Raw genomic sequence first — 19,247 nt, 5'->3', positions numbered from 1 at the left:
CAGCGGAACAGGCCGGGACCTGTCGGTACGCAGGTCCATGGCGGGCTTGGGCCGAAGGTCGAGGAGGCCGGCGCGCCGGCCGGGTAGCTGTCGATCACCGTCAGCGGCCCGTTATAAGTCGATGTGCCGTTGTTGATGATGTCGATCACGAAGTGGCAGATGCCGTCGGCCGTGCAGACCGGGACGCGGGCACGCTTCTTCAGGATCAGGTCGACCTTCTTCTCGACCGGCGGCCGGCAGTCGCGGTCACGATCGCCACGCCGGCAGATCGGGATCGAGGCGCAGCCGCGATCGTTCGACTGGCTGCCGAACAGCGGCTTGCCGCTGGCGCCGTAATTATAGGTGGCGCAGTTACGCAAGACGCTGCCTTGCCAGCCTCCGGCCGGCTTGAAGCCGAGCTTGAGGTTGACGGAGGCCCCCGGATTGAGCGTGGTTACTGGGTAGGTGCAAATCATCGGGGTGGCGCCGGGTATGCAGACCCAGGGCGGATTGGGTCCTGAATCGAGCGTCGATCCGGCCGGCAGCGTCACCTCGTCGAGCACGATCTTGCCGTGGTAGGCACCGGTGCCGACATTGGTGACCCTGATGGTGAAGTCGCAGCCGCCACCCATCGTGCAACGCGTCACGTCGGCGCGTTTCTCGACCTTGAGGTCCGGCTCCTTGTCCTTGGGCGGGCACCTCTGGTCACGCGGGATGACGATGTCGATCGTCTGCGTGCAGCAAAGGCCCCAGCCTTCCTTCGGACCGGCATAGGTTTCGATGCCGGTGACGATGAGGTGGATGACGTCGCCGGGCGATGCGCCGACGATCTTCCAGTTGAGCACACCGCCGCCCGCCGGCACCAACTGGGTGTCGGGGATGATGGTGACGCCTGATGTGGTCGTCGACACCTGCACCCACTTGCCGCCCATCTCCGGGCCGACCGGCATGTGGTAGATGAAGGCGCCGCCGCCGGGCACGCAGTCCACCGTGCCGCGTTCCACCTTGAAGCATTCCCGGTCGGGAGGCGGTGGCCGCTTATCACAGTTGGTGAGGTCGATCTTGATCGAGGTCTTGGCCCCGGTCTTGTAGTTGCCATCGTCGGGCTTGCCCGGATCCTGCGACGGGATGATGGTCCCGGGGCCGGCTCCGTTGCTGACCTTGATCACACCCTGGTTGTCGATCACGGTCGGCGAAGGAAACGCCGCATGGTCGATCTTGGCCGTGATCTGGAAGTTGATGACGCGTTCATTGGCGGCACCGGCGCCGTCGAGATCAGCGGCGGAGAGCCGGAAATTGGACACCGTTGCCGTGTCGTTCGGACCGGCCGAGGTGCTGATCGAAACGCCGGGCAATGGTCCGCCCGAAGCGTCCGTGCCGTCGCCCGACACATTCGCGCTGACGATCGAAAGGCCGTGTGGAAGCTGGTCCTTGAACTCGATCTTGAGCGTTTTCAGCAAGGCTGTCAGGTCGGCGAAGGCTTGCGCATCGCCGCGCAGGCCAAAGCTCAGGGAGTAGACGACATAGTCGCAGCTCCGCTGGGTGCCTTTCTTGGTGAAGAAGGGCACCGCCCGCTCCGGCCTCGGATTGACGATCTTCGAATTGTCGAGATCGAGCCTCAGTTCCGGGGTGATCGGGGCGGCGTCTTCCGCGTGGCTTGCCACAGGGGTGAACATGGCGACCGCGATACCGGCCGCCATCAGCCAGCGCGCGCCGCGCCTGGCGTATGACAGGGGTTTCATGATCGTCTCCATGACTGTGGATTGCGAGCTCGTCGTGAGCGGGGAGAGTGCGAGATTTTTCATCTTCCCCTCCTCAACGTTCGCAGCTGACGGCTGGGGTTCGGAGCGGCAAGATCATCTTGCAGCAAGGGTAGTAGCCACCCTTGTCCTTGTCGGACTTCCTGTAGAAGCAAAGTCCAACATCCACTCTGTCGCCCGGATAGTGGCCGGTGATGTCGACCGTGTAAGGCTTGCCGGGCGCATGCGACTGGGATGATGTCACCCCGACGCCTGGCGTCCTGGACTTTGTCTCATTCGAAGGTTGGGCCTTGATCGAATCGCCGCCGAAGCCGGCGTGGTCATGGAGATAGAGATCGGCCTGGAGGCCGCGAGGCGTACAGTAATACCTGATATCCTCGACATCGATGCACGGAGGCAGGTTGCCGGGTGGTGGGAAATCCGGCGGGTAGAAGGGGGGCAGGTAGCCGCCCGGGATTTCCTCGTAATAGCCGGCGCGGCCCTCGCAAGGATGCCAGACGGCAACGTCGCCGACATGGCCCTCGACCTCCGGATCTTCGAAATAACCGTCGAAGTCGACGAACCAGGAGCCGAAGGGCGGCACGTTGGCCGGCTTGACCAGCTCTTTCGGCGTGATCTGGACGCCATGCACGGCCAGCGGCCCGCCGGCGGCGAGCTGTTCGGCGAGTGAAGGATTGTCGCGCAGCTTGTCGCCTGACTTGACCAGCGTCTGCGTGCAGACCGATGTGTCGAGATTGCCGTCGGAATCATAACCATATTGCAGGTCGAGACCGCCGGCGGCCTGCCGGTTGCCCTGCGGGAAACCGACCGCATATTCCTGCGGCACTTCGACCCAGACCGATTCCGTCTCCGGATCGTCCGGGTTCTCTCGGAAGTAGCGGATGACCTCGCCTTTGCCGGAATCGGCGAATTGGCTGTAATCGTAGCGGTTCTCGACTGGGCCGCGCTGGGCCAGGTACATGAAGCCGCTATTGTCGAAGGCGATGTCGGTGACGGCGTAGTCCTTGTCGGCCTTGACCGTCAGTTCCCAGCGCGGGTCGCCGACAAAACTGCCGTCGCGGGCGATGCCCACCGACCAGATTTCCGACTTTTCGCCGACCGAGTAGTAGAGCCGGCCGCCATGGTAGGAGACGCCCCAGACGCGGCGCTCGTCCTGCGTGTAGCCCCAGCTGTCGGGGTCTTCGCTGTCGAAGGTCGCTCCCTTTATGTCCATCACCGAACCGTCGTCGGCGACTGGAGCAAGCCCATGCGCGGGACGGCCGGCAACGCCGTGATCGAAGCTGTCGATCAGCCTGCCTTCGGCATCGATGCGATGGATCAGGCCGGTATCGAGATCGGACGCGAAGAACTCGCGATGAGTGGCGTCGAATGTGAGATTGCCGATGCCGGGACCGCTGTTGGTGTCGATGTCGGCGAATTTGGAGACCTGGCCGGTGATGCCGTCGATCTTCCAGACGGTGCCCGGCCCGCCGCCGTTTTCGGTGCCGAACTGGCCATCCATGAAGATGGCGCCGGCAGCGCCGCGGCGCTGCCGCTCGGGGCGGCCGTCATCGTCGGCGTCCGGGGTGACGATACGGATGCCGTGCAGCGAGGTGGCGCCGGCATAGAGATTGGGAATGCCCGTCGGAACGCCGTCGCGCACGCCGTCATCGTAGGTGACGCCGAACACCTGGCCGACCTGCTCCGCCGTCACCTCGAAGGGCGGTGGCGTGTTGACGAGCTGGCCGGTGGCTGGTCCGCCCAGTTGCGAGACGTCGAAGACGCGCAAGGTGGCGCGCGTGGTGTCGATGAAGGTTTCGTCGACCGGATCGACGCCGGGCGGCAGTCCCTCTTTTTCGGAATCAGGGGGGTCGAAATTGGGAATGATGGTGCCGGAAAATCCGGTCACCGCCATCGAACCGGGATAGATGATCCGGGTTTCCTGCGCCTGCGCGGCGCCCAGCCACAGGCCGAGTGCCAGCAACCCGCCTGGATGCACAGCGCGGCGCAAGCCGCCAGCAAGAGACGACACAAACGAGCCGCGGATGCGAGACATGACACTACCCCCCGTAGTCGACGGGAGAACGTCGGGTCTGGCCGCGCAAATCAGGGCAAGGCGCGGCGGTCCGGCTCGTTCTTCCCTGATCGAATTGTCTGCTTTCCTCAAGATGACGATACGCCTGCTCTTACGCAGGGTCAACGGAATCAACAGAAAGCCCAGCGCATCGACCTCGTCCCGAAGGCGGTGGTCGCGCCGAGCTCCTGTTGTTCCCGGAGACCTGGGAGTCTCTGGGTTATTGGTCATGGGGGCTTCCTTTCCGGGCCGCACCATGCGGCACCTGGAGATCAGTCGCAGGCGGAGGTGGAAAGGTTCATGGAAGCCTTGCGCAGAATGCTTGCGCGCGATGCCGCCTGTTCTTATATACGCGCCAAGCCGTTCGGCGCCGGAATGCCGGTTGCCGGAACGGGATTTCTTGTGAACAGGGGCTTTCGTCGGAACGCCTGTACGGGTCCTGATAGCCTGCTTAGCGGAGAGACTAGAAAAATGGCAAAAGTAATCGGTATCGATCTCGGCACCACCAACTCGTGTATCGCCATCATGGATGGCAAGGAGCCCAAGGTGATCGAGAATGCGGAAGGCGCGCGCACGACGCCTTCCATCGTCGCCATTTCGGGCGACGACGAACGTCTGGTCGGCCAGCCGGCCAAGCGCCAGGCGGTCACCAATCCTGAAAACACCATCTTCGCGGTCAAGCGCCTGATCGGCCGCCGCTATGACGATCCGGTGACGGAGAAGGACAAGAAGCTTGTCCCCTACAAGATCGTCAAGGGCGACAATGGCGATGCCTGGGTCGAAGCCGGCGGCAGGAAGCAGTCGCCCTCGCAGATTTCGGCCATGATCCTGCAGAAGATGAAGGAGACGGCGGAAGCCTATCTCGGGGAAAAGGTCGAGAAAGCGGTCATCACCGTTCCAGCCTATTTCAACGACGCCCAGCGCCAGGCGACCAAGGATGCCGGCAAGATCGCCGGCCTTGAAGTGCTGCGCATCATCAACGAGCCGACCGCGGCAGCGCTTGCCTATGGCCTCGACAAGAAGGAAGGCAAGACCATTGCCGTCTATGACCTTGGCGGCGGCACGTTCGACATTTCGGTGCTCGAAATCGGCGACGGCGTGTTCGAGGTCAAGTCGACCAATGGCGACACCTTCCTCGGCGGCGAGGATTTCGACATGCGCCTGGTCGAATATCTGGCGGCCGAGTTCAAGAAGGAACAGGGCATCGACCTGAAGAACGACAAGCTTGCCCTGCAGCGCCTCAAGGAGGCGGCTGAAAAGGCCAAGATCGAGCTGTCGTCGACCACCCAGACCGAAATCAACCTGCCCTTCATCACCGCCGACGCGACCGGGCCGAAGCACCTGACGCTGAAGCTGACGCGCGCCAAGTTCGAGCAGCTGGTCGACGACCTGGTCCAGCGCACGATTGCCCCTTGCAAGGCGGCATTGAAGGATGCCGGCCTGAAGGCCGGCGAGATCGACGAAGTCGTCCTGGTCGGCGGCATGACCCGCATGCCCAAGATCCAGGAGATCGTGAAGCAGTTCTTCGGCAAGGAGCCGCACAAGGGCGTCAATCCGGATGAAGTCGTTGCTCTCGGCGCCGCCATCCAGGCCGGCGTGCTGCAGGGCGACGTCAAGGACGTGCTGTTGCTCGACGTGACGCCGCTGTCGCTCGGCATCGAGACGCTGGGTGGCGTGTTCACCCGCCTGATCGAACGCAACACGACGATCCCGACCAAGAAGAGCCAGGTGTTCTCGACGGCCGAGGACTCACAGTCGGCCGTGACCATCCGGGTCTTCCAGGGTGAGCGCGAAATGGCCGCCGACAACAAGGCGCTCGGCCAGTTCGACCTGGTCGGCATCCCGCCGGCGCCGCGCGGCGTGCCGCAGATCGAGGTCACCTTCGACATCGACGCCAACGGCATCGTCAACGTTTCGGCCAAGGACAAGGGCACCGGCAAGGAACACCAGATCCGCATCCAGGCATCGGGCGGTCTTTCGGACGCCGACATCGAGAAGATGGTCAAGGACGCCGAGGCCAACGCCGAGACCGACAAGAAGCGGCGGGCGCTGGTCGAGGCCCGCAACCAGGCCGAAGCGCTGCTGCATTCCTCGGAGAAGTCACTGAAGGAATATGGCGACAAGGTTTCGGAAGGCGAGCGCACGGCGATCTCCGACGCGATCGCGGCGCTGAAGACCGCGACCGAAGGCGACGACCCGGCCGACATCGAAGCCAAGAGCCAGGCGCTTGCCGAGGCTTCGATGAAGCTTGGCCAGGCCATGTACGAGGCTTCGCAGAAGGAAGCGGCGGAAGCCGACGCCAAGGCGGACGCCGCCAAGGACAGTGACGTTGTCGACGCCGATTTCGAGGAAATCGACGAGGATGACGACAAGAAGAAGTCGGCCTGAACCGTTTGACGGCAAGGTAAAGCGAAAAGCCCGGCGAAGGCCGGGCTTTTTTGCAACCCCTTGCAGAAAAACAGCGGGCCTTGCTGAAAAAATGCAGGCAAAGCCGCGTCGACACTGGCATCCCCCTTCCATCGCACCTAAATCGAAGCGTCAGTGCCGGCAAAGAGACGCAACAATGCTTCAAGACGTTGAGCATCCGGACAGCGGGAAAAAATGAAAGCTGATTTCTACGAGACGCTGGGCGTCCAAAAAGGCGCCGACGAGAAGGAGCTCAAGAGCGCTTTCCGCAAGCTCGCCATGCAGTTCCATCCCGACCGCAACCCCGGCGATCATTCCTGCGAGCACAAGTTCAAGGAAATCAACGAAGCCTACGAGACGCTGAAAGACCCGCAGAAGCGCGCGGCCTACGACCGCTTTGGCCACGCCGCCTTCGAACAGGGCGGCATGAATGGCGGCGCGCAAGGTTTTGGCGCCGGCGGTTTCGCCGATATCTTCGAGGACATTTTCGGCGACATGATGGGCGGGCGCCAGCGCCGTTCGTCGGGCGGCCGCGAACGCGGCGCCGACCTGCGCTACAACATGGAAATCACCCTGGAAGAGGCTTTTGCCGGCAAGACCGCGCAGATCCGGGTGCCGGCGTCGATCTCCTGCTCTGAATGTTCGGGCAGCGGCGCCAAGCCCGGCACCCAGCCCGTCACCTGCTCGATGTGCAACGGCCACGGCAAGGTGCGCGCCACGCAAGGTTTCTTCTCGATCGAACGGACCTGCCCGCAATGCCAGGGCCGCGGCCAGACAATCAAGGATCCGTGCCCGAAATGCGCCGGCCAGGGCCGCGTCACCGAGGAGCGTTCGCTGTCGGTCAACATCCCGGCCGGCATCGAGGACGGCACCCGCATCCGCCTTGCCAATGAGGGCGAAGCCGGCCTGCGCGGCGGGCCATCGGGCGACCTCTATATTTTCCTGGCGGTCAAACCGCACGAGTTCTTCCAACGCGACGGCGCCGACCTGTATTGCAAGGTGCCGATCTCGATGACGACGGCAGCCCTTGGCGGCTCCTTCGAGGTGACGACGCTGGACGGCACGCAGACAAAGGTCAAGGTGACCGAGGGCACGCAGAACGGGCGCCAGTTCCGTCTCAAGGGCAAGGGCATGCCTGTGCTGCGTCAGCCCAATGTCGGCGACCTCTACATCCAGACCGCGGTCGAGACGCCGCAGAACCTGACCCGCCGCCAGCGTGAGCTGCTGGAGGAGTTCGAACAGCTCTCCTCGCAGGACAATTCGCCCCAATCGAGCGGCTTTTTTGCCCGCATGAAGGATTTTTTCGAGTCCTTTGGCGAACGTTGATGCACTTTGGCCAGCCTAAGCCGATTTGCAACGCGTAAATCCTTGAATCGCGTCACCCCTTGAGACGCGACGAAAATTATCTTATCCACGACATGCGTCCGGCCGCGCCTTGCCTAGCACCGCTCAGGTGCTAAGTAACTTTGCGGGAAGCGCTGAGGAGAGCTTGCATGACACGTGGCCCTGGACTGCGGAAGGCGCTTGTCGAAAAGTTCGACGACGAACTCAAATTCTTCAAGGGCTGGATCGACAAGCCGAAGGCGGTTGGTTCGATCGTGCCCACCAGTTCGGTCACCGCGCGCAAAATGGCCTCGATCGTCAATCCTAAATCCGGCCTGCCGGTGCTTGAGGTCGGCCCCGGTACCGGCGTGATCACCCGCGCCATCCTCGCTCAGGGCGTGCGGCCCGAAAACCTCTACGCGGTCGAGTATTCCGCGGATTTCGTCCGTCATCTGCGGCGGCTCTATCCCGGCGTCAACGTCATCGAGGGCGATGCCTTCAATCTCAACGCCACGCTTGGCGACAAGAGCGGGATGATCTTCGATTCCGTCGTTTCCGGCGTGCCGCTGCTCAACTTCCCGGTCGCCCAGCGCATTGCCTATATCGAGAGCCTGCTCGACCGCATCCCGGCCGGACGGCCGATCGTGCAGCTGACCTACGGCCCGATGTCGCCGATCCCGGCCGGCCGTGGCAATTATACGGTCAAGCATTTCGATTTCATCCTTCGCAACATCCCGCCGACCCAGCTGTGGATCTACCGCCGCGAAGCGCATTAGTTTCTCGGAGCGGAACCGCTCGGCGACTCGCGCAAACTCTATGACTTCGTCATCCACGGGCGGAGCAAGGAGCGCAGCGACGCAGCGCAGACCCGAGGATCCATGCCGCGACTTCCGAGTGCACGCCACGGCGCAGAGTTCTGTTCCGCCGCACTCTACGGTCAAGGTCACGGAATGGATCCCAGGGTCTCCGCGACGGAGCTTCGCTCCTGCTTCGCCCAGGGATGACGAAGTTGGCGTTGATTTGCTCGATCCTTGGCTGTACCTGTCCGGGAGCAAGGGTGGCCAATGGCAGTGATCCCGAAAATCCTCGTCTTCGCCGGCTCGGTGCGCAGCGGCGCCTATAGCGGCAGGACGGCCGACGTGGCGCAGAAGGAACTTGCCATGCAAGGCGCCGAGGTGACCCGCATCTCGCTTGCCGACTATCCCTTGCCGATCCTGGACGAGGATCTGGAAAAGGAAAAAGGCGTTCCCGAAAACGCCCAGAAACTCGGCCGTCTGGTGATCGCCCATGACGGGCTGCTGATCGCCACGCCCGAATATAACGGCTCCATTCCGCCGCTGCTCAAGAACACGATCGACTGGGTGAGCCGGGTGCGCAGGGATGGCGGGCGGCCGGTGAGGCCACTTGCCGGCAAGGTCGTTGGCCTCTGTTCGTCCTCCAGCGGGCACTTTGCCGGCATCCGCTGCATCAACCATCTGCGCGCCGTGTTGGTACGTTGCCAGATGGAGGTGGTGACGCCGGAATGCTCGGTGCCCGAGGGTGGCAGCGCCTTCGACGAGGACGGCAATTTCCGTGACGAAAGACTGTACAAATCGATGGAGCATCTATGCCGCACGCTGATCGAAACCTCGCGCATGCTGTCCACCCGGATAGAGACATGATTGCCAGCACCTTGCAGGCCCAATCCATGCAGGAAAGGCTGATCGTCGGCCTCGACGTGCCGACAGTGAGAGAAGCCGAGCAGGCGGTGCGCGAACTCGACGGCGTCGTCTCCTTCTACAAGATCGGCTACCAGCTTGCCTTCGCCGGCGGGCTCGATTTCGCCAGGGAACTGACCAGCGGCGGCACCAAGGTCTTCCTCGACATGAAGCTGCTCGACATCGACCACACGGTGGCCAAGGGCGTCGAGAACATCGTCAAGATGGGCATGACCATGCTGACCATCCACGCCTATCCCAAGGCGATGGCGGCGGCGGTGGAAGCAGCGCGCGGCAGCGACCTTTGCCTGCTTGCCGTCAGCGTGCTGACCTCGATGGACGAGCAGGACATGATCGATGTCGGTTACGAGTACGACCCGCATACGCTGGTGCTGCGGCGCTCGGAACAGGCGCTGCATGCCGGCATGGGCGGCATCGTCTGCTCGGCCGCGGAGGCCGAGGCGGTGCGCCGCATCGTCGGACCCGACATGGCGGTGGTGACACCCGGCATCCGGCCGGCGGGCAGCGACCATGGCGACCAGAAGCGCGTCGTGACGCCGGGCCAGGCGATCCGCAACGGCGCCAGCCACCTCGTCGTCGGCCGGCCGATCATTGCTGCGGACAACAAACGGGAAGCGGCCGAAGCCATCCTCGACGAGATGCGCTCGGCCTGAGATTTCCAAGAACAAGTTCGGAGACCAAGAAAATGCCCAAGGGATACTGGATCGCCCGTGTCGATGTGCGCGACGCGGAAGGCTACAAGGACTATGTCGCCGCCGCCAAGCCTGCCTTCGAGCGCTTCGGTGCGAAGTTCCTGGCGCGCGGCGGCGAGCATGAAAAGGCCGAAGGCCCCGGCCGGGCACGCAACGTCATCATAGAGTTCGAATCGCTCGCCGCCGCGCATGATTGCTACCATTCGCCGGAATACCAGCGCGCCGTCGCCATCCGTCAGAAGGTCGCCGACGGCGAAATCGTCCTGGTCGAGGGCGCCTGATGTCCTTGCAAGCATAGTTCCGAAGAAGTCATTCCGGTTTTCGCCGGAGATCATTGCTCAAAATCGGATAAAGCCTGGCGGCGTTTGAAGCCCCGCAGGCGCATTTTACATATCTTTGCTCCGCGATTTCACGGTCATCTGCCTGGCGCAGTTGCCGGGTGCGGAGCCGTGCCGACGAGCGGTCATTCACGCGGGTCGGATCGCCGGTTGACATGCAGGTATTTACCTGCATATTGTGCCTACAACAAGGTGAGGCAGATGGACGCCGACAAGATTTTCAAAGCGCTGGGCGATCCGACACGCAGAAGGCTGCTTGACCTTCTGTGCGAGCAGAACGGGCAGACGCTCAGTCAGCTTTGCGACCATCTGGACATGGCCAGGCAATCCGCCACCCAGCACCTCGACCTGCTGGAGGCGGCCAATCTGGTGAGCACGGTCAAGCGCGGCCGCGAAAAGCTGCATTTCATCAATCCCGTGCCGCTGCACGAAGTCTACGAGCGCTGGGTACGGAAATTCGAACGGCAGCGGCTCAGCCTGCTGCACGACCTGAAGCAAGAACTCGAAGGAGAAGACCGATGACCAGGGAAACGACCAGCTTTGTCTACGTGACCTATATCCGCTCAACGCCGCAGAAGGTGTTCGAGGCCATAATCAAGCCCGAGATCGCGAAGCGCTACTGGGGCCACGAGAACGTCTCCGAATGGACGCCGGGCTCGAAATGGGAACATATCCGCGCCAATGACGAACAGACCGTAGAGCTCGTCGGCGAGGTCGTCGAGATTTCGCCGCCGACCCGCCTTGTCATCACCTGGGCGAATGCTTCGCAGGCCGACGATCCGTCGAAAACCAGCCGGGTGACGTTCGCCATCGAGGAATACGACACCATGGTGCGGCTGACCGTCAGCCATGACGAGCTCGAAGCCGGCAGCGGCATGGCGAAAGGCGTCAGCCAGGGCTGGCCGGCGGTGCTGTCGAGCCTGAAATCCTTCCTCGAAACCGGCAGCGGCATCGACATTTTCGCCAAGCCGAAATCGGCCTGATGTTGCGACCTCAAGCAGAATCAGGCCCGTGGAGAATGACAATGACCAAGCGTTATACCGGCGGCTGCGCATGCGGCGCGATCCGCTACGAAACCAATGACGAGCCGATCTTCCAGAACCACTGCCAGTGCAGCGATTGCCAGAAGCGCTCAGGCACCGGCCACGGATCCTACCTGACCTTCGGCCAGCGTGCCGATATGGCCATCACCGGGGAGGTGAGCACCTGGCGCGTGGCGGGCGCCAGCGGCAACGAAAAAATCCACACCTTCTGTCCAACCTGCGGAACGCCGGTCTTTCTGATACCCGTCGCCATGCCCGAGCTGATAGTGGTCCACGCGGCCAGCCTCGACGATCCGGAACAGTTCAGCCCGCAGATGGTGACCTACACGAGCCACGGCCATGCCTGGGACAAGATGGATCCGTCCTTGCAGGCGGTCGAGCGAATGCCGCAGTGAAACGCGTCCGCCCGTCGGCCCGCGATCTGCCCTCGCGCCTTCAGGCGCGATGCTCTTGGCCGATCAGCCGGCTCGCCGCTGTCTTGGCCATGGCGTCGGCCAGCTCGAGGCCCCATTGCTGGCGGCAATAGGCGCGGAAATCGAAGCAGGGCAGGCCGGGGCAGACCTCGAACTCGATGAGGTGGACGGTGTCGTCGGCCTCGACCCTGAGATCGATGGAAAACACATCGCGCAGGCCGAGCCCGCCCATCAGCCGCTCGGCGATCGCGCGAATCCTGGTGTCGGCGGCCGGCTGGCTGTCGGCAACCGCGACGAGTTCCGGCTCGGCGTAATGTCCCGCCGCTTTCGCTGCCTCCCCGGTGTCGCCGTAGAGCGCCAGGCTGTCGGCCATGGTCTGGAAATCGGCGCCTGAATCGACAAAAGCCACGCCAAGGGCTTCGACCCCGGCGCCAGGCACCAGGCCGAGGAAACTGGCGCGCACATTGCGGCCGGCGACATAGGGCTGGACGACGACATCGTCGCGATAGGCCGAAAAGACGCGCCGGCTAAGCTCCAGCGCATGGCCGAGGTCGGCCACACGCGAGTCCGGCCAGATACCGATCTTGGCGCCGAGCCGATTGGGCTTGACGAACCAGCCGGCGGGCGAGGCCGGCGGCTCGACCAGCCATTGGCCGTCGCGCGCGAGCCCGGCCTGCGGCACCGGCATGCCGAGTGCGCCGAGCACGGCTCCGGAGCGGAACTTGTCCTGACAGAGCGCGAACAGCGCATCATCTGCGCCGACCGTCTTGAAACCGCCCAATCGCGCCAGAGCGGGCGCCGCGCCGCCGCGGAAATAGGCGATGCCGTCGGTCAGCGTCCAGACCAGCGTCGTGCTGGGGTGCTCCTCGGCGAGCACCGTTGCGGCGTCGTCCAGCGCCACTGGCGCAAACGACAGGCCGCGTGCCTGGCAGGCGCGTTCAAGCGCCTCGAATTCAGGAGCGAGATCGGTAGACTGCGCCAGATAGGACGCGATTTCGGCGGCGCGCTGCGGTGCATGACCGTCGGCGACCAGACGGTCGAAACAAGCCTTCTCCGGCTCATGGACGAGGATCAGTCTTGGCTGGCGGCTCGGCATGAGATGAACGTTCCCCGGCAGTGCGATTGCCTACCATCGCACGGTCGAGGCGTCAGGCTCTCGCGAAACCGACACGGCGCGGGCGGTTGCGTGACAACGCACCGTCCGACCGCAGAATCCAGTTCGTTCAGGCGATCAGCACGCGCGGCTCGAAGCGGCCGTTGACGGGAATATCGAGCAGAAAGGTCATGCCGCCCTGCAGATCCAGCAGACGCTGCTTCTCATCCTTGCCCGACCAGGCGGAGGTGACCGCCAGCCGGTCAGCCTTGGCGCCGACAAAGGCCGGGCAGGATGGCTGCGTCACCGGCATGGCGACCGTGCGGACGAGCTTGCCGTCGGGTCCATAGGCTTCGATGACGCTGCCGCCCCAGACGGCATTCCACAGGATGCCGTCGCGGTCGAGCACGGATCCGTCGATATAGCCCTTGGCCGAGCGGTGATCGACGAACAGCTTTGGCTCACCGGCAGGCAGGCCGGTCGCCGGGTCGCAGGCGACGCGCATCAAAAGCCCGGTCGAGGTGTCGGTGTAGTAGGCGATTGCGCCATCCTCGGTAAAACAGATCGAATTGGAGACGGTGATGTCCGAAAACAGCCGGCGCAGTTCGCCTCTGAAAAACCAGTAGATCGAACCGGCGCCTTTTTCCTCGCCCTTGCCCATGGTGCCCATCCACAAGGCGCCGCAGGGGTGGACCCGGGAATCGTTGGAGCGTGTGACCGGATTGTCGGCCTCGACAGGCGTGTGCAGCGTCAGTTTGCCGGTCGCGACATCACGGACATAAAGGCCGGTTTCGGCGGCGATAAGCTGGCGCTTGTCGTCGATGACGGCGATGGCGCTCGCCATTTGGCCAAGCTCATGGACGGTGGCCGCGCCGCCGGACAGTTGCTTTTGCAGAAGCTGACCGTTGACGATGTCGAACCAGTAGAGCGTATCGGTGGCGGGATCGTAGCTCGGCCCCTCGCCGAGCTGGCAGACGTGATCGGAAAAAACCGTAACGATCGCTTCGCTCATCCTGCTTCTCCGAACACCGCATCCCAGGCCACGACGGCAGCATGTGCACGCGCGGCCACCTCGTCGACGCTCATGCCCGGCTTGAACAGGCTGGAGCCCAGTCCAAAGGCGGTCACGCCGGCCGCCTTGTAGCCGGCAAAATCTTTTTCGGAGACGCCGCCGACGGCACCGACCAGCGTTTGCGCCGGCAACACCGCGCGCATCGCGGAAATGCCGCCTGCACCCAGCACGCTCGCCGGGAAGAATTTAAGCGCCGAGGCGCCGAGCTTGATCGCCTGGAAGGCTTCGGTTGGCGTGAACACGCCGGGCATCGTCACCATGCCGTAGTGCATGGCGCGCGCCATCACTTCGGCATCGATGTTGGGACTGACCAGCAGCCGCCCTCCGGCCTGGTGCAAGCCATCGACATCGGCCGGCGTCAGCACCGTGCCGGCACCGACCAGCGCCGTTTTCGGCAGCACTTGGACGATGCGGGCGATCGACGAGAACGGTTGCGGTGAGTTCAGCGGCACTTCGATCGCCTCGATGCCGGCGTCGAACAGTGCCTGGCCCATGGCCATCGCCTCGGTGGGCTTGAGCCCGCGAAGGATGGCAACCAGGCCGCGCTTGAGTTTTGGAAACGGTGCGGTCTGGCTCATCGAGCTGCTCCAATTCTTGCGATCATGCCGTTCTCGCGCGCCGCCTCGACGAGACCTGCACGCACCGCCTCGTCCGCGTCGACGGCCCGGACCTCAAGTCCGGCAAGGCCGAGCGCCTCGCTGTACAGCGTTCCCAGCGCACCGGAGGCGACCAGCACCACGGGTTCCGCACCGGCGCCGTGCCGACGGCTGGCGGAGGCGATCTCGCCGCCGATCAGAAGGCCGGACAGGCAGGCTGCGGCATCGTCGGCTTTCAAATCCTGCAGCAGGCCGGCGGCGCGGATGGAAAACAGCCGCGAGGTGACATCGCCGCCATCGCTCAATGCGGTTTCGCACCAGCGGCGGAAGAACGGATTGTCCGATGTGACGGGCTTTGGATGTTCGCCGAGCGAATGGCGCAGGATCGAATGCGCGGCAAGCACCGAAAACAGCTCGCCGGTCGGCCAGGTGCCGAAGCCGGTGACAGTACCGTCCTCGACCAGCACCCATTTCGAATGGGTACCGGGCATGCAGACCAGCTGGCGCCCCCTGGCCGGCAGGCCGGCGCCGGCAAGCTGGGTTTCCTCGCCGCGCATGACGTCGGGCGCGTCAGTCAGTCGCTGGGCAAGGCCCGGAACGATGCGGATGTCGCGGCTCTGGCCGGGCACGCTGGCGGCACCAGCAAGGATGGCGCTAAGCGGCGCCGGCACGGTGACATAGGGCGCTTCCAGCCAGCCCTGGCGGGATCCGGCCATGCCGCAGATGATGACGGGCAGCGCCGCTGGTGCTCCCATCGCCGCCAGATGCCCTTCGAGGATGGTCGAAAAGCCCTTCTGCTGCGCCGTGATCAGGCCATCATCGCCACGGCGTTCAGCAAGCACCTTGCCTTGCCCGTCGATCAGCCAGACCCGCATGCGGGTCGTGCCCCAGTCGACGGCGGCGACCGCCGGCGCGTTCCCGGCTGGGCTCACAGGAAACCTCCATCGACGACCAGCATCTGCGCTGTCAGCATGCGCGAGGCGTCCGAGGCCAGGAACAGCACGGTGCCGACGATGTCGTCGGGCTGCATCACCTGCTTGATGCATTGCTTGGCGACATGGGCGGCAAGCCCCTGTTCGGTCACCCAGAGCTCCTTCTGCCGCTCGGTGATCACCCAGCCGGGCGCAATGGCATTGACGCGGATGCCGTCGACACCGAGCTTGCCGGCCAGCCCCTTGGTCAGACCGAGGATACCGGCCTTGGCGGCCGTGTAGGACGGCATGTCGGGGTGGTTGATCAGATAGGACGTCGAGGTGAAGTTGATGATCGAGCCGCCGCCCGCCCGCTTCATGCCCGGCGCCACCGCTTGCGCGGTGAAGAAATGCGGCCTGAGATTAATAGCCTGGTTGTTGTCCCAGAACTCGACCGTCACGTCCTCGACGGCGTGGCGTTCATCCCAGGCCGCATTGTTGACCAGCACAGTGACATCGCCATGCGCCTCGGCGGCCTTCGCGGCGGACGCCCGCAGGGCCTCGACGTCGCGTAGGTCGGTCTTGAGATAGAGCGGCCGCTTGCCGAACGCTTTCTCGATGCGGTCGGCAAGGGCCGTGCTTGGGCCGTCGGCGATGTCGATGAAGGCGACATTGGCGCCCTGGCGCACAAACCCCTCGGTCAGGGCAGCACCAATTCCGGAACCGCCGCCGGTGATCAGCACCGAGGCTCCTTCGAGGTCGGCAAAATGCGCCGATGGCATCATCGTTCCTGTCTCCCAGCGCATGACCCCGAAAATCGGATCGATTTTCGGAAAGGGATCATGCGCAAGATGTAAATTGCTACAGCGTCCTTTGCGCGTCCGAAAGGACGCGCGGCGCTGTAGCGTGATCGGCGCGCATCCTAGCCACGCAAGGCGCGTGGGCAAGGGCGAAAGATCGGATTTCTGGGCTTATGTCAGACAAAACGACAATGCGCCGCACCGGATGCGCATGGCGGCACCGTCGGGATTGCGGATCGCGGGGATCGCCGGTCAGATCGCCTTGGCGCGCAGGGCGCCGCGGAAGGAATCACGGAGATAGCCGAGCGTGGCGTCGGCATCGACGGGCTTGCCGAACAGATAGCCTTGCCCGCCGGCACAGCCGAACTGGACGAGGCGGTCGGCCTGCGCTTCCTGCTCAATGCCTTCGGCGACGACGTCCATGCCGAGCCCCTCGCACATTGCGAGAATGGCGCGGATGATGTGCTCCGAGGGACGGTCGTCGAGAATGGAGGAGACGAAGGCGCGATCGATCTTGAGCTTGTCGAAATGGAATTCGCGCAGACGGCCGAGCGAGGACTGGCCGGTGCCGAAATCGTCGAGCGAGACGCGGATGCCGACGCGGCGCAGATCCTCGACGATCTGCGCGGCAGAGGCCGGGTCGTTCATCAGGCCGGTCTCGGTGATCTCGATCTCCAGCCGGCGCGGATCGAAGCCGGTGCGATCGAGGATCGCCAGTATGTGCAGGCCGGTGTTCTGGTCGACGAGCTGCGATGGCGACAGGTTGAAGGACAGGAACAGGTCCTTCGGCCAGCTTCTGGCCGCTTCGGTCGCCTTGCGCAGCACCAGCTGCGACAACGGGCCGATGATGCCGCGCTCCTCGGCGATGGGAATGAAGACGGTCGGCGGCACCGAGCCGAGGTCGCGATCTGTCCAGCGCGCCAGCGTCTCGAAGCCGATGGTGCGGCGCGTGTTGAGGTCGACGATGGGCTGGAAATGCGGCTCCACCTCGCCGGCCGAGACAGCCCGGCGCAGCGCCTGTTCGATGCGGGTGACGCGCTTGGCCGCCTCTTCCATCTCACGGGTGTAGACGACGACGCGGCCACGGCCGGAACGCTTGGCGTGATAGAGCGCCGTCTCGGCCTTATTGATGAGGATTTCCGTGGTCTCGTCGCCCGAATAGAACAGCGAGCAGCCGACCGAGGCCGAAAGCCTGGCGGTGCGTTCGCCGACATCATAGGGCGCCGACAGGATCTCGATCAGCATGCGCGACTTTTCGGCCGCTGCATCCTCGCTGAACACCAGGGGATAGAGAAAGGCGAATTCGTCGGCACCGATGCGGCAGACCGTGGAATGGCCGTCCATCGAGGCGCGCAGCCGCATCGCCACCTGGATCAGGATGTCGTCGCCGGCCTTGTGGCCGAACAGATCGTTGATCGGCTTGAAGCCGTCGAGGTCGAGAATGCCGACGGTAAAGGGCGCGGGATCGTCGGCACGGTCGGCGATCAGGCGATCGACCTTGTCGAAGAAGCGGCGATGGTTGCCAAGCCCGGTCAACGGATCTGTGAATGCCAGATCCGTGCTCTCCCTGTTTGCCTGACCGGTGCCAAACGAAGTTTGCATCGGTGTCCCTGTTTTGTGACGTCGGAATTTATTTTCAGACTGGCAGCAAACCCTTTAGGAAACGTATCGCGAAATCGATTTTCCAGGGGCAACCGCGACTGTTTCGAAGGATCGATGAAAGCAGCGCATTCGGGTGTCGGATGCCAATCCCAGGAATGTCGCGATTGGCAGACGGGCAGTGAGCCTGTACAGGCAAGACAGTCGTCCATCCGAGCCGCCGGAGACCCGCCATGAAGCTGAAAATCGCCGTCCAGATGGACCACATCTCCACCGTGTCGATCGCCGGCGACACCTCGTTCGCGCTGTCGCTGGAAGCGCAGCGGCGCGGCCATGAGCTGTTCCACTACACGCCGGATCGGCTCTCGTTGCGCGACGGCAAGGTGTTTGCCCGCATCGAGGAAATGCAGGTGCGCGACGAGAAGGGCAGCCACTATTCGCTGGGCGAGAAGGTGCGTACCGACCTGTCGGAGATGGATGTGGTCCTGCTGCGCCAGGATCCGCCCTTCGACATGAACTACATCACCACCACGCACATCCTGGAGCGCATCCATCCGAAAACGCTCGTGGTCAACGACCCGGCCTGGGTGCGCAACAGCCCGGAAAAGATCTTCGTCACCGAATTTGCCGACCTGATGCCGGACACGCTGATCACCAAGGATCCGCTCGAAGTTGCCGCCTTCCGCAAGGAGTTCGGCGACATCATCGTCAAGCCGCTCTACGGCAATGGCGGCGCCGGCATCTTCCATCTGCTGGAGGCCGACCGCAACCTTGCCTCGCTGCTGGAAATGTTCGGCCAGATGTTCCGCGAACCCTACATCGTACAGCGCTATCTCAAGGACGTGCGCAAGGGCGACAAGCGCATCATCCTGATCGACGGCGAGCCGGTTGGCGCCATCAACCGGGTGCCGGCCGAGCATGATTCCCGCTCCAACATGCATGTCGGCGGCCGCGCCGAAAAGACCGAACTGACGGAGCGCGAACGCGAGATCTGCGCCCGCATCGGCCCATCGCTGAAGGAGCGCGGCTTCATCCTGGTCGGCATCGACGTGATCGGCGACTACATGACCGAGATCAACGTGACCTCGCCGACCGGCGTGCGCGAGGTCAAACGCTTCGGCGGCGCCGACATCGCCAGCCTGTTCTGGGACGCGGTCGAGGGAAAGCGCGGGTAAGCCGTTTTCATTTTGTCTTAACCATGTTCCGTTTTTGCAACCGCGCTCAATTCCGCTGCAACCCAAGCGGTCATGCGTTCCCGTAATGTTCTTGATTTGACCGGGGAAGTGTGATTGTCTTCCCGGCGGGCCATTCCTGGCCTGATCGCAGGGGCTGGGGCCAGCCTGAATTGGGGTTGCACGATGGTGGCGCGGGTTCGCACGGTCGCTTTCCAGGGCATCGAGGCCGTGCCGGTCGACGTGCAGGTGATGATCGCGCCCGGCAAGGTCAACATG

Annotated in this window: 18 protein-coding genes and 1 pseudogene; 11 read left to right on the top strand and 8 right to left on the bottom strand. The window is 63.7% G+C overall.

Annotation, left to right across the window (positions count from 1 at the left end; all coding sequences use genetic code 11):
- A partial coding sequence (locus EN939_RS01900) for a DUF11 domain-containing protein (RefSeq protein WP_245473045.1) occupies positions 1-1,784 on the bottom strand: 1,784 nt, incomplete at its 3' end.
- A 10-nt stretch (positions 1,785-1,794) separates the two neighbouring features.
- Complete coding sequence (locus EN939_RS01895; RefSeq protein WP_164748776.1) at positions 1,795-4,050, bottom strand: hypothetical protein; 2,256 nt, start codon at positions 4,048-4,050, stop codon at positions 1,795-1,797.
- 213 nt (positions 4,051-4,263) lie between these two features.
- On the opposite strand from EN939_RS01895, the gene dnaK reads away from it, so the two are divergent.
- From dnaK to EN939_RS01850, 9 genes are all read left to right on the top strand, one after another.
- The gene (dnaK, locus tag EN939_RS01890) at positions 4,264-6,180 is read left to right on the top strand and encodes a molecular chaperone DnaK (RefSeq protein WP_023810872.1); all 1,917 of its coding nucleotides are present in this window, start codon (positions 4,264-4,266) and stop codon (positions 6,178-6,180) included.
- A gap of 213 nt (positions 6,181-6,393) precedes the next feature.
- The gene (gene dnaJ, locus EN939_RS01885) at positions 6,394-7,524 is read left to right on the top strand and encodes a molecular chaperone DnaJ (RefSeq protein ID WP_013528587.1); all 1,131 of its coding nucleotides are present in this window, start codon (positions 6,394-6,396) and stop codon (positions 7,522-7,524) included.
- 167 nt (positions 7,525-7,691) lie between these two features.
- Positions 7,692-8,297 (top strand): phospholipid N-methyltransferase PmtA, encoded by a 606-nt coding sequence (pmtA, locus tag EN939_RS01880; protein WP_023810874.1) that lies wholly within the window; start codon positions 7,692-7,694, stop codon positions 8,295-8,297.
- Positions 8,298-8,585: 288 nt separating this feature from the next.
- Positions 8,586-9,182, top strand: coding sequence for an NADPH-dependent FMN reductase (locus EN939_RS01875; protein ID WP_127266740.1), 597 nt, complete (start codon positions 8,586-8,588; stop codon positions 9,180-9,182).
- On the top strand, positions 9,179-9,892 hold the full coding sequence (gene pyrF / locus EN939_RS01870) for an orotidine-5'-phosphate decarboxylase (protein ID WP_164748777.1): 714 nt from the start codon (positions 9,179-9,181) through the stop codon (positions 9,890-9,892). Before EN939_RS01875 ends, pyrF begins: the two co-directional genes overlap by 4 nt.
- 32 nt (positions 9,893-9,924) lie before the next feature.
- Entirely contained in the window at positions 9,925-10,212 is a 288-nt protein-coding gene (locus EN939_RS01865) for a DUF1330 domain-containing protein (protein WP_023762651.1), read from the top strand.
- A gap of 258 nt (positions 10,213-10,470) precedes the next feature.
- Complete coding sequence (locus EN939_RS01860; protein ID WP_127266739.1) at positions 10,471-10,791, top strand: ArsR/SmtB family transcription factor; 321 nt, start codon at positions 10,471-10,473, stop codon at positions 10,789-10,791.
- Positions 10,788-11,252, top strand: coding sequence for an SRPBCC family protein (locus tag EN939_RS01855; protein WP_127266738.1), 465 nt, complete (start codon positions 10,788-10,790; stop codon positions 11,250-11,252). The genes EN939_RS01860 and EN939_RS01855 overlap by 4 nt, the downstream gene beginning before the upstream one ends.
- A 41-nt stretch (positions 11,253-11,293) precedes the next feature.
- Positions 11,294-11,707, top strand: coding sequence for a GFA family protein (locus EN939_RS01850; protein WP_127266737.1), 414 nt, complete (start codon positions 11,294-11,296; stop codon positions 11,705-11,707).
- Between the two features lie 40 nt (positions 11,708-11,747).
- On the opposite strand, the gene EN939_RS01845 is transcribed toward EN939_RS01850, so the two are convergent.
- The 6 genes from EN939_RS01845 to EN939_RS01820 form a co-directional block, all read right to left on the bottom strand.
- Positions 11,748-12,821, bottom strand: coding sequence for a D-alanine:D-lactate ligase-like protein (locus EN939_RS01845; protein WP_127266736.1), 1,074 nt, complete (start codon positions 12,819-12,821; stop codon positions 11,748-11,750).
- A 127-nt stretch (positions 12,822-12,948) separates the two neighbouring features.
- Positions 12,949-13,830: an SMP-30/gluconolactonase/LRE family protein gene (locus tag EN939_RS01840; RefSeq protein WP_127266735.1), complete on the bottom strand. Its 882-nt coding sequence runs from the start codon at positions 13,828-13,830 to the stop codon at positions 12,949-12,951.
- On the bottom strand, positions 13,827-14,468 hold the full coding sequence (locus EN939_RS01835; RefSeq protein ID WP_127266734.1) for a 2-dehydro-3-deoxy-6-phosphogalactonate aldolase: 642 nt from the start codon (positions 14,466-14,468) through the stop codon (positions 13,827-13,829). Before EN939_RS01835 ends, EN939_RS01840 begins: the two co-directional genes overlap by 4 nt.
- Positions 14,465-15,418 (bottom strand): 2-dehydro-3-deoxygalactonokinase, encoded by a 954-nt coding sequence (locus EN939_RS01830; RefSeq protein ID WP_127266733.1) that lies wholly within the window; start codon positions 15,416-15,418, stop codon positions 14,465-14,467. The genes EN939_RS01835 and EN939_RS01830 overlap by 4 nt, the downstream gene beginning before the upstream one ends.
- Positions 15,415-16,182, bottom strand: coding sequence for an SDR family NAD(P)-dependent oxidoreductase (locus EN939_RS01825; protein ID WP_023814196.1), 768 nt, complete (start codon positions 16,180-16,182; stop codon positions 15,415-15,417). Before EN939_RS01825 ends, EN939_RS01830 begins: the two co-directional genes overlap by 4 nt.
- Before the next feature lie 267 nt (positions 16,183-16,449).
- Entirely contained in the window at positions 16,450-17,799 is a 1,350-nt protein-coding gene (locus EN939_RS01820; RefSeq protein ID WP_023814197.1) for a putative bifunctional diguanylate cyclase/phosphodiesterase, read from the bottom strand.
- Between the two features lie 230 nt (positions 17,800-18,029).
- Here EN939_RS01820 and gshB point away from each other — a divergent pair, with 230 nt between their 5' ends.
- Both gshB and EN939_RS01810 read left to right on the top strand, forming a co-directional pair.
- Positions 18,030-18,971, top strand: a complete 942-nt coding sequence (gene gshB, locus EN939_RS01815) for a glutathione synthase (RefSeq protein ID WP_127266732.1) — start codon at positions 18,030-18,032, stop codon at positions 18,969-18,971.
- A gap of 183 nt (positions 18,972-19,154) precedes the next feature.
- A pseudogene (locus EN939_RS01810) lies at positions 19,155-19,247 on the top strand (ATP-binding protein); the annotation flags it as partial.

Source organism: Mesorhizobium sp. M7A.F.Ca.CA.002.05.1.1 (genome assembly GCF_003998335.1).
GTDB lineage: Bacteria > Pseudomonadota > Alphaproteobacteria > Rhizobiales > Rhizobiaceae > Mesorhizobium.
This window is presented reverse-complemented; position numbering and strand designations above follow the sequence as displayed.